Raw genomic sequence first — 15372 nt, forward strand, 5'->3', positions numbered from 1 at the left:
GCATGCAACCCACTTTTCTGTTCACTTCCTTGCGCGCCGCCGGTGCGTGGGTGGTCACGCTGCTGCTGTTCTTTCCATTGGGCTGGCTGGTGCTGACCGCATTCAAGACCGAGCTGCAGGCGATCGCCGTGCCGCCGCTCTTCGTGTTCGAGCCCACGCTCGGCAACTTCGAAGAGGTGCAGCGGCGCAGCGACTACGTGCTGTTCGCGCGCAACTCGCTGATCACCAGCCTCGGCTCCACCATCATCGGCCTCTTGATCGCCGCGCCGGCCGCCTACTCGATGGCCTTCTTCCGCACCAAGCGCACGCGCGACATCCTGATGTGGATGCTGTCGACCAAGATGATGCCGGCCGTGGGCGCGCTGGTGCCGATCTACGTGATCGCGCAGACCGCCGGCCTGCTGGACTCGCTGACGGCACTCACGATCGTCTTCACGCTGTCCAACCTGCCGATCATGGTCTGGATGCTCTACAGCAGCTACAAGGACATCCCGCACGAGATCCTCGAGGCCGCACGCATGGACGGCGCCAATCTCTGGACCGAGTTCCGCCACGTGGTGCTGCCGCTCTCGGTCGGCGGCCTCGCCTCCACCGGACTGCTGTGCCTGGTGCTGAGCTGGAACGAAGCCTTCTGGGCGCTCAACCTCAGTTCCGCCAAGGCCGGCACGCTCGCCGTCCTCATCGCTTCCTATTCGAGCCCCGAAGGACTCTTCTGGGCCAAGCTCTCGGCCGCTTCGCTGATGGCCATCGCGCCGATCGTGGTCTTCGGCTGGTTCTGCCAAAAGCAACTGGTGCAGGGCCTGACCTTCGGCGCCGTCAAGTAAGGAACGGAGACATTCCATGGCATACCTCCAACTCGACAACATCCAGAAAAGCTTCGGCGACGCCCACATCATCAAGGGCGTAAACCTGGAAATCGACAAGGGCGAGTTCATCGTCTTCGTCGGTCCCTCAGGCTGCGGCAAGTCGACGCTGCTGCGGCTGATCGCCGGACTCGAACCCATCACCAGCGGCCAGCTCATGCTCGACGGCAAGGACATCACACACATCCCCTCGGGCAAGCGCGACCTGGCGATGGTGTTCCAAAGCTACGCTCTCTATCCGCACATGAGCGTGTACGACAACATGTCCTTCGCGCTCAAGCTCGCGAACGTGGCCAAGGACACGATCAAGACCAAGGTCGACCACGCGGCCAAGACGCTCAACCTCACGCAGTACCTCGCGCGCACGCCGAAGGAGCTCTCCGGCGGCCAGCGGCAGCGGGTGGCAATCGGGCGCGCCATCGTGCGGGCGCCCAAGGTGTTCCTGTTCGACGAACCGCTCTCCAACCTCGATGCGGCACTGCGCGGCAACACGCGCGTCGAGATCCACAAGCTGCATCGCGCGCTGGGCGCCACCAGCATCTACGTCACGCACGACCAGGTCGAGGCCATGACGCTGGCGGACCGCGTGGTGGTGCTGCGCGACGGCCTGATCGAGCAGGTCGGCACGCCGATGGAGCTCTACGACCGCCCGGCCAACCAGTTCGTGGCGCAGTTCATCGGCATGCCTTCGATGAACATGGTGGATGCGCGCGCGATCCCGAGCTTCTCGGCGCAGACGGGCGGGCGGCTGCCGAGCGACGGCTTCCTCGGCGTGCGGCCCGAGGGCCTGCGCGTGCACCGCGACCACGGCGCCGGCGCGCCGGGCAAGGTCGAGCTGATCGAGGCCCTCGGCGCCGACACCCTGATCCACGTCGAAGTCGGCGGCGTGCCGCTGGTCGCACGGCAGAACGAGCGCACGGAGCTGCAGGCCGGCGACGTGGTGAGCGTCGAGCTCGATCCCTCGGTGCTGCATTTCTTCAACCGTGAAGGCCGCACCGTTGCCGCCTGAGTTCCATCACGCCATGCCATCTTCCACTCCATCCGAATTCGTGGTGCTTCACCTCGGGCTCGGCTCCTTCCATCGTGCACACCAGGCGGTCTACCTGCAGCAGCTGATCGAGGCCGGCGACACGCGCTGGTCCATCGCCGGTGCCAACCTGCGGCCCGACATGGCCGAGGTGCTCGCCGCCCTGCGCGCGCAGGGCGGCTGCTACACGCTGGAGACCGTGTCGCCCGCGGGCGAATACCGCTACCAGCGCATTGAATCGATTCGCGAGGTGCTGGACCACGACCCAGCGCTCGACACAGTGATCGCGCGCGGCGCCGATGCGCGCACGCGCGTGATCTCCTTCACCGTGACCGAAGCGGGCTACTACCTCGATCCGCAGGACCGGCTCGATTTCACGTCCACCGAACTCGCCGAAGACCTCGCACGCGCGAAGCGCGGCGAAGCCGGCAGCACGATCTACGGCGCGGTCTGCGCGATCCTGCGTGCGCGCCGCGCGGCCGGCGCAGGGCCGGTGACGCTGCTCAACTGCGACAACCTGCGCCACAACGGCGAGCGCTTTCGCAAGGGGCTGCTGGAATTCATCGAGCAGGCCGGCGAACAGGATCTGCTCGGCTGGGTGCGCACGCACACGACCTGCCCCAACGCGATGGTCGACCGCATCACGCCGCGGCCGCCGCCCGAGCTGCGCGAACGCGTGCAGGCCGCGACCGGCTGGAACGATGCCGCACCTGTCATGGGCGAGAGCTTCATCCAGTGGGTGATCGAGGACGACTTCGCGAACGGGCGGCCCGACTGGGCGCGCGTCGGCGTGCAGTTGGTCGATTCGGTGCTGCCCTACGAAGAGGCCAAGATCCGGATCCTCAATGCAAGCCACAGCTGTATCGCCTGGGCCGGAACGCTGGTCGGGCTGGAGTTCATCCACGAAGGCACGCAGGACCCGCTGATCCGGCAGATGGCCTACGACTACGTGACGGACGACGTCATCCCCTGCCTGAACGCACCTGGACACGCCAGCCCGGTCGACCTGCCGGCCTACCGCGACCTGGTGCTCGAGCGCTTCGGCAACCCGGCCATCCGCGACACCAACCAGCGCGTGGCGATGGACGGCTTCTCGAAGATCCCGGGCTTCATCGCGCCGACCGTGCGCGAACGCCTGGCGCAGGGCGAGCGCATCGCCAGCGTGGCGATGCTGCCGGCCCTGTTCCTGGCTTTCCTGCGGCGCTGGCATCAGGGCACCCTGCCCTACACGTACCAGGACCAGGGCATGGACGAGGCCACCGCGCACGCGATCTGCGACGCGGTCGATCCGGTTGCAGCGCTCTGTGCCGATGCCGGCCTCTGGGGCGATATCGCGGGCGACACGCGCCTCACGCAGGCCGTGCGCGAAGCCGGCGCGCGCGTTCGAACACTCGTCGAAGGAGTAAGACCATGACGGACCGCCTCGCACAGCGCCACGTGCTGGTGACCGGCGCCGGCGGCGGCATCGGCCTGGCGATCGCCGAGGCCTGCCTGGCCGAGGGTGCACGCTGCACGCTGGTCGACCGCTCGCCCGCGCCTTCCGACGGCGTGGCGCTGCTCCAGCGGACCCATTCGACGCGCGTGGTCTACCTGCCGGCGGACGTGACCGACACGAACGCGGTCGCGCACCTGCTCGATCCGGCGCAAGCCGCAAACGGGCCGGTCCACACCCTGGTCAACAACGCCGCCGTCTTCGACATGGCGCCGCTGCTGGAGAGCGACGAGGCCTCCTTCGACCACCTGTTCGCGGTCAACGTGAAGGGCATGTTCTTCGTGATGCAGCGCGTGCTGCAGCACATGGTCGATGCCGGCACGGCCGGTGCCTCCGTCATCAACATGGCCTCGCAGGCCGGCCGCCGCGGCGAAGCGCTGGTCTCGCACTATTGCGCGACCAAGGCCGCCGTCATCAGCTACACGCAGAGCGCAGCGCTCGCGATGGCGCCGCACGGCATCCGCGTCAATGCCATCGCGCCCGGTGTGGTCGACACGCCGATGTGGAGCCATGTCGATGCGCTGTTCGCGAAGTACGAGGGGCGCCAGCCCGGCGAGAAGAAGCGCCAGGTCGGCCTCGAGGTGCCACTCGGGCGCATGGGCACGCCGGACGACATTGCCGGCGCCGCCGTGTTCCTGGCCAGCGACGAGGCGCGGTACATCACCGCGCAGACGCTCAATGTCGACGGTGGTAACGTCATGAGCTGACGAGGACACGGCCATGACATCGGTGCGCCACCGCCACCTCCCCCGCCACCGGGAGCCCGAGCTCGAGCGCGACATCACGCGTTCACCCTCGCTCGGCTACGAGGCGCCCGAAGAAACTGGCCTGGTGCGTTGCCTGGCGCACGGCTTTCCGAGCCCGCTGGTGCGCTGGCACTTCCACGAAGAATACGAGCTGCACCTGATCACCGAGACCTCGGGCAAGGCCTTCATCGGCGACTGGATCGGGCCCTTCGAGCCCGGCCACCTGGTGCTGTGCGGGCCGCGGCTGCCGCACAACTGGATTTCGCTCGATGTGCCGGTGGGCGGCGCCGCCGGGCGCGACCGCGTGATCCAGTTCCGGCATGAGCCGATCGAACGCGCGGCCGTGGAAATTCCTGAGCTGCGCGAGGTGCTTCAGCTGCTCGAACGCGCCCGCCACGGCATCGAATTCTTCGGCTTCGCGGAACGCGCTCTGGCACACTGGGATGCCGTCAAGGCGGCGCGCGGCCTGCGCCGATTCGCCCTCTTCTGCAACTACCTGGCCGACCTCGCCCAGTGCACCGACTACCGCCTTCTCTCCAACGTCCAGATGCAGGGCGTGGAAGGCGATGCCGAGGTCGACCAGATCAACGTCATCGTCAACCGCATCACCGCCAACCTGGCCGAGCCGATCGTGATGGCCGACATCGCCGCCGAGCTGGGCATGAGCGAAAGCCGCTTCAGCCGCTTCTTCAAGCGCTCGACCGGCAACAGCTTCACCGATTTCGTGAACCGCGTGCGCATCAACAGCGCCTGCCACCTGCTGATGCAGACCGATCACTACGTGACCGACATCTGCTATCAGGTCGGCTTCAACAACGTCGCCAACTTCAACCGCCGCTTCCTGGAGATCAAGGGCATGACGCCGACCGAATTCCGGCGCCAGAGCGACCATCGCTTCGGCGGCGGCGCGTGAGGACCCGCACTTGTACCTCGGACTCGATCTCGGCACCTCCGAGCTGAAGGCGCTGCTGCTGGCCGACGATCACCGCATCGTCGCGCTGGCACGAGCCCCGCTCAGCGTCAGCCGGCCGGCGCCGCTGTGGTCGGAGCAATCGCCTTCGCAATGGTGGGAGGCATTGGAAGCCGTCATGGCCGAACTGCAGCGCCATCACGCTGCCGCCTTGTCGGCCGTGCGTGCGATCGGCCTGTCGGGCCAGATGCACGGCGCCGTGGCGATGGATACGCAAGGCCGGGTGCTGCGCCCCGCCATCCTCTGGAACGACGGCCGCAGCGCCGCCCAGTGCGACGCGTTGACGGCGCGCGTGCCGCGCCTCGCCGCGATCGCCGGCAACCTCGCCATGCCGGGCTTCACCGCCCCCAAGCTGCTGTGGATGCGCGAGCACGAACCGGAGCTATTCGCACGCATCGCCTGCGTGCTGCTTCCCAAGGACTGGTTGCGCTACAGGCTGAGCGGCGAACTCGCCAGCGACATGTCGGATGCGTCGGGCACGCTGTGGCTGGACGTGGGCGCGCGCGACTGGTCCGACGAACTGCTCGCCGCCTGCGGCCTCACGCGCGCGCAGATGCCGCGGCTTGTGGAAGGCAGCGCCACCGCGGGGCGGCTCAAGCCCGAGCTCGCGCGACGCTGGGGCCTGGCGCCCGAGGTCGCGATCGCGGGCGGGGCCGGCGACAACGCAGCCAGCGCGGTCGGCATGGGCCTCGTCGATGCCGGCGAGGGCTTCGTCTCGCTCGGCACCTCGGGCGTGATCTTCGTCTGCGGCGAGCGCTTCGAGCCCAAGCCCGAGGCCGCCGTGCATGCCTTCTGCCACGCGCTGCCCGGGCGCTGGCACCAGATGTCGGTGATGCTGTCGGCCTCCAGCGCCGTGAGCTGGGCCGCGCGCAGCTTCGGCCTGGGCAACGAGGCGACGCTGCTTGCCGCGGCTGCCACGCTCGATGCCGAAGCGCGCCGCCGCGCGCCGCTGTTCCTGCCCTATCTCTCAGGCGAACGCTCGCCGCACAACGACGCGAATGCGCAGGGCGTGCTCTTCGGCCTGACGCATGCGCACGGGCCGGCCGACATCGCCTATGCCGTGGTGGAAGGAGTGAGCTTCGGCCTGCGGGACGGTCTGGACACGCTGGCCCGGCCGGCCGGCGATCTGGTGCTGGTCGGCGGCGGCGCGCGCAGCGCCTGGTGGGCCCAGCTGCTGGCCGACATCCTCGAACTACCTCTTGCGCTATGCGAAGGCAGCGAAGCCGGCGGCGCGCTCGGTGCGGCCCGGCTTGCCTGGCTGGCGGACGGCGGCACGCAAGCCCGGGTGTGCCTGCGGCCGGCGGTGCGGCAGCGTTTCGAGCCGGCCGGAACGAAGGCCGGTGTCCATGCCGCGCGCCATGCACGCTTCAAGGCGCTGTATGCGAGCTTGCGCGCCTGCTTCGCCGACGACCGATCGACGCAAAAGAATGGATGACGTCATTCGACGCCGCTTCCGACCTATGCCGCCTGGACAGGCAACGATGCGACCTTCGGCGGATTGGCCGATGGCGCCGCAGCAGCTACCTTCGAGGCCATGCCATCACTGCTCAAGTTCGCAGCCCGATGCCGCGCCTCCTTTGCGGCGTCCGGCGAGAACGGGCATTCCTCGAAGCCCGTGAGCGGGCCTGCGCAGCCCTTGCTGGTCTTGCGCGGCGTCTCGCAGCAGGGAACGATCCGCGCGCACGCGGCCAAGGTGATCGCGATCACCGCGCTGCACTTCGGTACGCAGATTCGATAGATAGACGGATCTGCTGTGCCTGGCCTGCCAGGCTTACAGCATCGAGTGACCGGTGGTGAGCATGCAGGAATCCGCATCCATCGTCGATGCGGCTGCGGCGGACGGCTCCGGCACGCCTTCTCCGAGGCCCACCGGCGCCATGGGACGGCCGAAGGGTGCGAGCCCTTGCAGTACGCGCAGTGCCGAGGCGCCCTGAATGAGCGCCTCCGAATAATCGGGCAGGCCCTGGGTCGAGGAGTCGACGGGCCGGTACACCAGGCACTCCTCCGAATCCGCCTGCACTGCCTCCATCAGAACCCAATGAAATTCATAGGGCTCGAGTTCGAGCACAGTCAGGGCGAGATCGCGAAGCACCATAGGGAAACCTCTTATTCAGCTTGTTTGGGTGAATTGTTACAGCCGGTTAATCATCCACAAAGGCACTTTTGCACGATGTGTGCTCCATGTGACGCGCCTTCGCCAACGCCGCAGCGGCCGCTGTGACTTCCATCAGCCGATGCGCACGGGCACGAAGATCCGATCGCCATCGCGCTGGATGAGCAGCGCGATCGACTTGTCGGCCTTGTTCACCACCTCGCGCACCTGCTCGACGCTCTTTGCGGGCGTGCCGTTGATGGCCAGCAGCACGTCGCCCGCCTGCACGCCGGCGAGCGCCGCCGCGCCGCCCGCATCCTCGATCAGGAGGCCGGTCTCGACCGCGGCCTCGCGCTTCTCCTGCGGCTGCAGCGGTCTGAGCGCGAGACCGAGCTTGCCGCCGCCGGCGCGCTCGTCGTTCTTCGCCACCGTGCTCGCCTTTTCACTCGCATCGCCCAGCCTGGCGCTGAGCTCCTGGCGTGCGCCCTGGCGCCAGACATCGAGCGTGACCTTGGTGCCGGGCTTCTTCTGGCCGATCACGGCCGGCAGGTCGCCGGAGGCGACGATCGGGTCGCCGTCGACCTTGCGGATCACGTCGCCGGAGCGCAGGCCGGCCTGGTCGGCCGGGCCGCCCTTCTCCACGTTCGACACCAGCGCACCCTCGGGCTTGTCGAGCTTGAAGGAGTCGGCGAAGGTCTGGTTCACCTCCTGCACCGCGACGCCCAGCCGCGCATGGCTGGCGCGGCCGGTGGCGACGATCTGGTCCTTTACCTGGATCGCGACGTCGATCGGGATCGCGAAGGACACGCCCTGATAGCCGCCGCTGCGGCTGTAGATCTGCGAGTTGATGCCCACCACCTCGCCGCGCGTGTTGATCAGCGGCCCGCCCGAGTTGCCGGGGTTGATGGCCACGTCGGTCTGGATGAAAGGCACGTAGCTGTCGTCGGGCAGCGAGCGGCCCTTGGCGCTCACCACGCCTGCCGTCACGGTGTTCTCAAAACCGAAGGGCGAGCCGATCGCAAGCACCCATTCGCCCGGCTTCAGCTCCTTGGTGTTGCCCAGCGACAGGGTCGGCAGGTTCTTCGCGTCGATCTTGAGCACCGCGATGTCGGTCTTCTCGTCGGAGCCCAGCACCTTGGCGCGGAACTCGCGGCGATCGGTCAGCTTGACCGTCACTTCCTTCGCGTCCTTCACCACGTGGGCGTTGGTCAGGATGACGCCGTCGGCGCTCACGATGAAGCCCGAACCCTGTCCGCGCACCGGCATCTCGCGCTGCTGCGGCTGTTTGCCGCGTGGGCCCATCTGGCCCTGGAAGCGGCGAAAGAACTCGAACATCGGATCGTCGGGACCCATGCCGGGGATGCCGGCCACACCCTCCATCGAAGTCTTCATGGTGCCGGTCACGCTGATGTTGACGACGGCGGGACCGTTGCGCGTGGTGATGGTCGAGAAGTCGGGCATGGTGACCATCGGCGCGGCCACGGCGGGCGCCGGCGTGTTCACGGCATTGGCACTGGTGTAGGCGCCCGCGCCGACGGCGCCGATGACGCCCGCGGCCGACAGGGCGAGAACGAGCGCGCGGGGCGAGTTCAGACGGACATTCATTGAAGTTCCTTTCGAGGTGTCAGTTGGAAACACGATGAAAGGAATGTCGGTCCGCTCGCTTAAGCCCGCCTTAAACAGTTCTGGGAAAACGCACGCTCACCCGCAGGCCACCCAGGCTGCCGGAGCCATCGATAGCCAGCGTCGCGCCATGCAGGTCGGCGATCGACTTCACGATCGCCAGCCCGAGACCGCTGCCCGCCGCCTGCGGCTCGCCCGAGCGATAGAAGCGGTCGAGCACGCGCGAGCGCTCCTCGGCCGGCAGGCCCGGGCCGCTGTCTTCCACGCTGAGCTCCACCCCCTCGGCCGACGCCGCGATGCCGACGTCGACGCGGCCGCCCTCGGGCGTGTACTTCACGGCGTTGTCGAGCAGGTTGCGCAGCAGCGTGCGCAAGGCCTCGGCCTGGCCGTGTACCTCGGCCGCATCCGCGCGCGCCATGCCGATGTCGATCCGGCGTGCCTGGGCGGCGGCAATGGCATCGGAGATCGCGAGCCGCGCGACCTCCTGCAGGTCCACCGGCTCCGCGCTGGCGCCGGCGGCGGCGCTGGCTTCGTGCCGCGCCAGCGCCAGCATCTGTTCGACCAGCCGCGTCGCGCGGTCGATGCCGGCTGCCAGCCGGCCGACGGCGAGCTCGCGCGCGGCATCGTCGGGCGCGCGCTGCAGGCTCTGCACCTGCAGCTTCAAGGCCGCGAGCGGCGAGCGCAGCTCGTGCGCCGCATCGGCCACGAAATGCTTCTGCGCCTCGAAGGCCCGGCGCACGCGATCGAACAGCAGGTTGAGTTCGTGCACCAGCGGGCGTACCTCCTCGGGCAGGCCGCTTTCGCTGACCGGCGAGAGGTCGTCAGCCTGCCGGGAGGCAACCTGGCTGCGCACGCGCGCCACCGGCGCCAGCGAGCGGCTCACCACCCACCACACCACCAGCATCAGCAACGGCGCCGCCAGCGCGATCGGCCCGACGGTGCGCAGCGCGAGCGTTCCCGCCATGGTGCGGCGCGCCGCCATGTCCTGCGCCACCTGGATCACCAGCCCGGCGCTCTGGATCGAGAACACCCTGTAGGTGGTGCCGCGCGCCTGCACGTTCGAGAAACCCAGCACCGCGCGCTGCGGCAGTGCGGCACGCGCGGCCGATTCGAAGATGCGCACGCCGTCGGCCGTCCATATCTGCACGACGAATTCGAAGTTCTCCTCGCCGCCGCCGAGCCCGCCCACGGCCGCACTGGGCGGCAGGCCCGCGCGCAGCGAGAACGCCATCTGCTGCATGTGGTAGTCGAAGATCTCGTCGGCTTCCTTGAGCACCGTGCGATAGGCCACGAAGGCCTGCGTTCCTGCTGCAAGCACGATGGCAGCCAATAGGAACCACAAAAGACGCGCGCGTAAGGACTTCATTCCTTGGGCACCATGTAGCCCACCCCCCGCACATTGCGAATGAGATCGGCGCCGAGCTTCTTGCGCAGCCCGTGCACATAGACCTCGACCGCGTTGCTGCTGATCTCGTCCTTCCAGCCGTAGAGCTTTTCTTCGAGCTGCGCGCGCGAGAGCACCATGCCCGGCCGCGCGATCAGCGGTTCGAGCACCGCCCATTCGCGCGCCGACAGCACCACCGGCTGGCCGCCCACGGCGACTTCGCGCGTCGACGGATTGATGCTGACACCCAGGTGCTCGTAGACCGGCTCGGCCCGCCCCGATGCGCGGCGCAGCAAGGCCCGGATGCGCGCCAAAAGCTCGTCGAGGTCGTAGGGCTTCAGCACGTAGTCGTCGGCGCCGGCATCCAGGCCCTCGATGCGCTGCTGCACCGAATCGCGCGCCGTGGCGATCAACACCGGCATGCGCTGCTTGCGGACGCGCAGCGAACGCAGCACCTCGAGGCCGTCGCGGCGCGGCACGCCGAGGTCGAGCAGCACCAGGTCGTACTGCTGCGTGCGCAGTGCGGTGTCGGCAGCGTCGCCGTCCTTGACCCAGTCGACCGCGTAGTTCTCGGCGCGCAGCAGGTCCAGCACGGCCTCGCCGATCATCACGTCGTCTTCGAGCAGCAGCAGTCGCATCGTCGTTCATCCGCACAAAGGCGGTTCGAGATCGTAGCGGCGGCGAAGTTCAAGCGCGTTCACAGAAGCGCCCTGACCTCGCGCGCCGCCTCGAACAACAGCGGCAGCATGTCGCGGCGCAGCGCCTCTTCGGAGTGGCGCGTGCCCGACAGCACGACGTTGAGCGCCGCCACCGTGTGGCCCTGCATGTCGCGCAACGGCACCGCCAGCGCCTGCACGCCGAGCTCGTGTTCCTCGCTGGCAAAGCAGAAATCGTCCTTGCGCACCTGCGCGATGCGCTGGCGCAGCACGCGCGCCTGGGTGATGGTGCGCGGCGTGAGGCGCGGCAGGTTGCGGCCCTTGAGCCATTGCGTGAGCTGCGCCGCGCTCATGCCGGCGAGCAGCACGCGGCCGGTCGATGTCGCATGGGCCGGGAGGCGCGCCCCGAGGTGGAGGCCATAGGCCAGCACGCGGGTCGGCGTGCCATAGCTGCCGCTGCGCGCGATGATGACCACCTCTTCGCCATCGAGCACCACGGCCGAGAAGGATTCGCCCGTCTGCGCCGCGAGCCGGTTGAGCGTGGGCTGCAGCGCGCGCGGCAGCCGCGACGACGCGAGGTAGCTGCCCGAGAAGCGCAGCACCTTCGGCGCCATCCAGAAATAGCTGCCGTCGGTTTCGAGGTAGCCGAGGTGCGCAAGCGTCAGCAGGTGGCGCCGGGCCGCGGCCCGCGTCAGGCCGGCGCGCTCGGCTGCCAGCGTGGCATTGAGGCGCTGGCGCTCGGTGTCGAAACTCTCGAGCACGGCCATGCCCTTGGCGATGCCCTCGATGAAGTCGGGTTTGGCTATGGTCATGGGCGCGAAGTGTTGCGCGATCATCGCGCAGGCCGCCTCATCATCGCACAGAGGATGGCATCGCGGCGAGCCGGGGAGTCCGCATCGTCCTACGCTTGAGGCCAAGCAATCAGGAGACACGCATGCGCACACAGGTCGCCATCATCGGCGCGGGCCCGGCCGGCCTCTTGCTCGGCCAGCTGCTCTACAAGGCCGGCATCGACAACATCATCATCGAGCGCCAGACCGGCGACTACGTGCTGGGCCGCATCCGGGCCGGCGTGCTGGAGCAGATCACGATGGACTTGCTCCAGCGCGCCGGCGTCGACGCGCGCGCCAAGGCCGAGGGCCTGCCGCACGAAGGCATCGAGCTGCTGTTCAAGGGCGCGCGCCATCGCATCGACATGCATGGCCTGACCGGCGGCAAGCAGGTCACGGTCTATGGCCAGACCGAGGTGACCCACGATCTGATGAATGCGCGCGAGGCAGAGGGCCTGACCACCATCTACGGCGCCTCGCCAGTCAGCCTGCATGACTTCGACACCGGGAAGCCCCGCGTGCGCTACGAGAAGGACGGTGCCACGCACGAGATCGAGTGCGACTTCATCGCCGGCTGCGACGGCTACCACGGCGTGAGCCGCGCCAGCGTGCCGGCCCAGGCGATCCACACCTACGAAAAGGTCTATCCCTTCGGCTGGCTCGGCGTGCTCGCCGATGTGCCGCCGCTATCGCACGAGCTGATCTACGCCAACACGCCGCGCGGCTTCGCGCTGTGCAGCATGCGCAGCGCCACGCGCAGCCGCTACTACGTGCAGGTGCCGGTCGAGGAGCGCGTGGAGAACTGGAGCGACGAGGCGTTCTGGAACGAGCTGCGCCTGCGCCTCGACCCCGAAGCGCGCGAGCGGCTCGTGACCGGCTCTTCGCTCGAAAAAAGCATCGCGCCGCTGCGCAGCTTCGTGGCCGAACCGATGCGCTTCGGCAGCCTGTTCCTGGCCGGCGACGCGGCCCATATCGTGCCGCCGACCGGCGCCAAGGGCCTGAACCTGGCGACGGCCGACGTTGGCTACCTGTCGCGCGCCTTCGAGATCTTCTACCGCGAACGCAGCGCCTCGGCGCTCGACCGCTACTCCGACCTGTGCCTGCGCCGGGTCTGGAAGGCCGAGCGCTTCTCGTGGTGGTTCACCTCGCTGATGCACCGCTTCCCGGAAACCGGGGAGTTCGGCCAGAAGATCCAGGAGGCCGAGCTCGACTACCTGGTGCACTCGCGCGCCGCCTCGACCTCGCTGGCGGAGAACTACGTGGGGCTGCCGCTGGAAGAGTTCTGAAGCGTTTCAGGGCCCCGGCTGCATGAGCGCCCACATGCGCGCGGGCGTGAGCGGCATGTCCAGGCGAGGCGTGAGCCCGGCCATGCCGTTGCGCGCGAGCGCATCGGCCACGGCATTGACGACTGCCGGCGTGGCGCCGATGGTGCCCAGCTCGCCCACGCCCTTCACGCCCAGCGGGTTGTTGAGGCAGGGCGTGCTCTGGTCCATCTCGGTCTTGAACATCGAGGCGATGATGTCGGCTCGCGGCGCGGCGTAGTCCATCAGGCTGCCGGTCAGCGGCTGGCCGGTTTCGATGTCGTAGACCACGCGCTCGCACAGCGCCTGGCCGATGCCCTGCACGGCGCCGCCTTCGAGCTGGCCGCGAACGATCATCGGGTTGACCACGCGGCCGACGTCGTTGACCGAGGCATAGGCCAGCACGCTCACATCGCCGGTGGGCGGGTCGATCTCGACCTCGCAGATGTGGCAGCCGTTGGGCCAGGTCGGGCCGGCGACGGCGCTGGTGGAGTCGACGAAGATCTGCCGATCCGGCTGGCGTCCGGCCAGGGTGAACAGGTCGAGCTGCAGATCGGTGCCGGCGACCTTGAAAACGCCGGCCGCGTAGCTGAGGTCGGCAGGCGCGACTTCGAGCTCCTGCGCGGCAAGCGCCTTCGCCTTGTCGATGGTGCGCTCGGCACCGACGCGAACGGCCGAGCCGCCGGTGAAGAGCGAACGCGAGCCGGCGCTGCCGAAGCCGTCGCCGCGGTCGGTGTCGCCCAGCACGATGCGCACTTTCTCGATCGGCACGCCGAAGGCATCGACCGCCAGTTGCGCCAGCGTGGTCGCGATGCCCTGCCCCATGGCGTTGACGGCGGAGAACACCTCGATGACGCCGTCGGCCTGCACCGAGACCGTCACGCGCTCCTCGAACACGTTGCCGCCGGTCCATTCGAGGAAGGTGGCGATGCCGAGCCCGCGCAACCGGCCCTGGCGCTTGGACTGCGCCGCGCGCGCATCGAATCCCTGCCAATCGGCCAGCTTCAGCGCCTGGTCCATCACCGACTCGAACTTGCCGGTGTCGTAGGTCTGCTGCATCGGGTTCGTGTAGGGCATCTGCGCCGGCTGGATGAAGTTGCGCCGGCGCAGCTCGATGCGGTCGATGCCGGTCTGGCGCGCGGCCTCGTCCATCAGCCGCTCGATGGTGTAGATCGCCTCCGGCCGGCCGGCGCCCCGGTAGGCGCCCGTCGGCGCGGTATGGGTCAGCACCGCATGGAAATGGAAGTCGATGGTCTGGATGTCGTAGACGCTGGTCTGCACCCAGGGGCCGATCAGGAGCTGGATCACGACGCCGGTGCCGCCCGCGTAGGCGCCGACGTTGGCCAGGGTCCTGATGCGCAGCCCGAGAATCTTGCCCCTGGCGTCGAGCGCCAGCTCCGCATGGGCCTCGATGTCGCGGCCATGCCAGCTCGAAAGGAATTCCTCGCTGCGGTCGGCCACCCACTTCACCGGCCGCCGCACCGCGCGCGCGGCAAAGGCCACGACGATGTCTTCCGGATAGGCGCTGGTCTTCATGCCAAAGCCGCCGCCGACATCGCCCACCACCACGCGCACCTGCTCCTTGGGCAGGCCGATCGCGTCGCAGACCGAATTGCGCACGCCCGAGGGCATCTGGGTGCTCATGCGCAGGGTGATCCGTTCCGAGGCGGCGTCGAAATCGGCCAGCACCGAGCGCGGCTCGATCGTGAGCGCGACCACCCGCTGGTTGACGACGTCGAGCGCGACCACGTGGCTGGCCTTGGCGAAGGCGGCGCTCGTCGCTTCCCTGCTGCCGTGGCGCATCTCGGCGGCGATGTTGCCGGTGGCCTCGTCCCAAACCAGGGGCGCGCCATCCGCCGTCGCGCCGGCGAGGTCGACCACCATCGGCAGCGCTTCGTAGTCGACCATCACCGCCTCGGCCGCATCGCGCGCCTCGCGCGCGGTTTCAGCGATCACGGCAGCGACCGGCTCGCCGACGAAACGAACCCGGTCGAGCGCCAGCACATGCCGCGGCGGCGCCGCGCAGTCGGTGCCGTCGGCGCGCGTGAAGCCCGCGGCGCCCGGCAGGGGCTTGACGCCGGCGCCGTGCAGCTCCGCACCGGTGAGGATGCGCAGCACGCCTGGCATGGCGGCGGCCGACGCGGTGTCGACCGACGCCAGCCGCGCGTGCGGATACGGGGAACGGACGAAGGCCAGAAAGGTCTGATTCGGTAGCGTGACGTCGTCGGTGAAACGCCCGGCGCCGGCCAGGAGGCTTTCATCTTCGAGTCGTCGAACGGCTTGGCCGCTGCCGAAGCGCATGGGATTGGTTTCTGTGCTCACCGTGGTCCTTTTTGCTTTGAGCGATGGCTGCGAATGCGGGAACGACTATAGGGGCTTCAGGCAAAT

General features: G+C 68.6%; 14 protein-coding genes. 8 read left to right on the top strand and 6 right to left on the bottom strand.

Annotated features, from left to right (window positions below):
- Nucleotides 1-2: 2 nt before the first annotated feature.
- From ACSQ9A_RS15035 to ACSQ9A_RS15065, 7 genes are all read left to right on the top strand, one after another.
- Nucleotides 3-824: a carbohydrate ABC transporter permease gene (locus ACSQ9A_RS15035; protein ID WP_436304195.1), complete on the top strand. Its 822-nt coding sequence runs from the start codon at nt 3-5 to the stop codon at nt 822-824.
- A gap of 16 nt (nt 825-840) precedes the next feature.
- Entirely contained in the window at nt 841-1872 is a 1032-nt protein-coding gene (locus tag ACSQ9A_RS15040) for an ABC transporter ATP-binding protein (protein WP_436304196.1), read from the top strand.
- A 13-nt stretch (nt 1873-1885) separates the two neighbouring features.
- On the top strand, nt 1886-3304 hold the full coding sequence (dalD, locus tag ACSQ9A_RS15045; protein WP_436304197.1) for a D-arabinitol 4-dehydrogenase: 1419 nt from the start codon (nt 1886-1888) through the stop codon (nt 3302-3304).
- Nucleotides 3301-4089, top strand: coding sequence for an L-iditol 2-dehydrogenase (locus ACSQ9A_RS15050; RefSeq protein ID WP_436304198.1), 789 nt, complete (start codon nt 3301-3303; stop codon nt 4087-4089). Before dalD ends, ACSQ9A_RS15050 begins: the two co-directional genes overlap by 4 nt.
- Before the next feature lie 13 nt (nt 4090-4102).
- The gene (locus tag ACSQ9A_RS15055; RefSeq protein WP_436304199.1) at nt 4103-5041 is read left to right on the top strand and encodes an AraC family transcriptional regulator; all 939 of its coding nucleotides are present in this window, start codon (nt 4103-4105) and stop codon (nt 5039-5041) included.
- 10 nt (nt 5042-5051) lie between these two features.
- On the top strand, nt 5052-6533 hold the full coding sequence (gene xylB / locus ACSQ9A_RS15060; RefSeq protein ID WP_436304200.1) for a xylulokinase: 1482 nt from the start codon (nt 5052-5054) through the stop codon (nt 6531-6533).
- 99 nt (nt 6534-6632) lie between these two features.
- Nucleotides 6633-6836, top strand: coding sequence for a hypothetical protein (locus ACSQ9A_RS15065; protein WP_436304201.1), 204 nt, complete (start codon nt 6633-6635; stop codon nt 6834-6836).
- A gap of 33 nt (nt 6837-6869) precedes the next feature.
- On the opposite strand, the gene ACSQ9A_RS15070 is transcribed toward ACSQ9A_RS15065, so the two are convergent.
- From ACSQ9A_RS15070 to ACSQ9A_RS15090, 5 genes are all read right to left on the bottom strand, one after another.
- Nucleotides 6870-7193 carry a hypothetical protein gene (locus ACSQ9A_RS15070; RefSeq protein WP_436304202.1) on the bottom strand — a complete coding sequence of 108 codons (324 nt, stop codon included), beginning with the start codon at nt 7191-7193 and terminating at the stop codon, nt 6870-6872.
- 132 nt (nt 7194-7325) lie between these two features.
- Nucleotides 7326-8795 (bottom strand): Do family serine endopeptidase, encoded by a 1470-nt coding sequence (locus ACSQ9A_RS15075; protein WP_436304203.1) that lies wholly within the window; start codon nt 8793-8795, stop codon nt 7326-7328.
- A gap of 70 nt (nt 8796-8865) precedes the next feature.
- Complete coding sequence (locus ACSQ9A_RS15080; RefSeq protein WP_436304204.1) at nt 8866-10179, bottom strand: ATP-binding protein; 1314 nt, start codon at nt 10177-10179, stop codon at nt 8866-8868.
- The gene (locus ACSQ9A_RS15085; RefSeq protein WP_436304205.1) at nt 10176-10835 is read right to left on the bottom strand and encodes a response regulator; all 660 of its coding nucleotides are present in this window, start codon (nt 10833-10835) and stop codon (nt 10176-10178) included. Before ACSQ9A_RS15085 ends, ACSQ9A_RS15080 begins: the two co-directional genes overlap by 4 nt.
- 59 nt (nt 10836-10894) lie before the next feature.
- Nucleotides 10895-11665 carry an IclR family transcriptional regulator domain-containing protein gene (locus ACSQ9A_RS15090; RefSeq protein WP_093108818.1) on the bottom strand — a complete coding sequence of 257 codons (771 nt, stop codon included), beginning with the start codon at nt 11663-11665 and terminating at the stop codon, nt 10895-10897.
- Nucleotides 11666-11787: 122 nt separating this feature from the next.
- Here ACSQ9A_RS15090 and pobA point away from each other — a divergent pair, with 122 nt between their 5' ends.
- A complete protein-coding gene (pobA, locus tag ACSQ9A_RS15095) occupies nt 11788-12969 on the top strand; it encodes a 4-hydroxybenzoate 3-monooxygenase (protein ID WP_436304206.1) in 1182 nt (393 codons plus the stop codon).
- Between the two features lie 6 nt (nt 12970-12975).
- Here the strand turns inward: pobA and ACSQ9A_RS15100 are convergent, their stop codons facing one another.
- Nucleotides 12976-15306, bottom strand: a complete 2331-nt coding sequence (locus tag ACSQ9A_RS15100; protein WP_436304207.1) for a xanthine dehydrogenase family protein molybdopterin-binding subunit — start codon at nt 15304-15306, stop codon at nt 12976-12978.
- Nucleotides 15307-15372 lie beyond the last annotated feature (66 nt).

It is taken from the genome of Variovorax sp. LjRoot290, assembly GCF_964253985.1.
Classification (GTDB): Bacteria; Pseudomonadota; Gammaproteobacteria; order Burkholderiales; family Burkholderiaceae_C; genus Variovorax.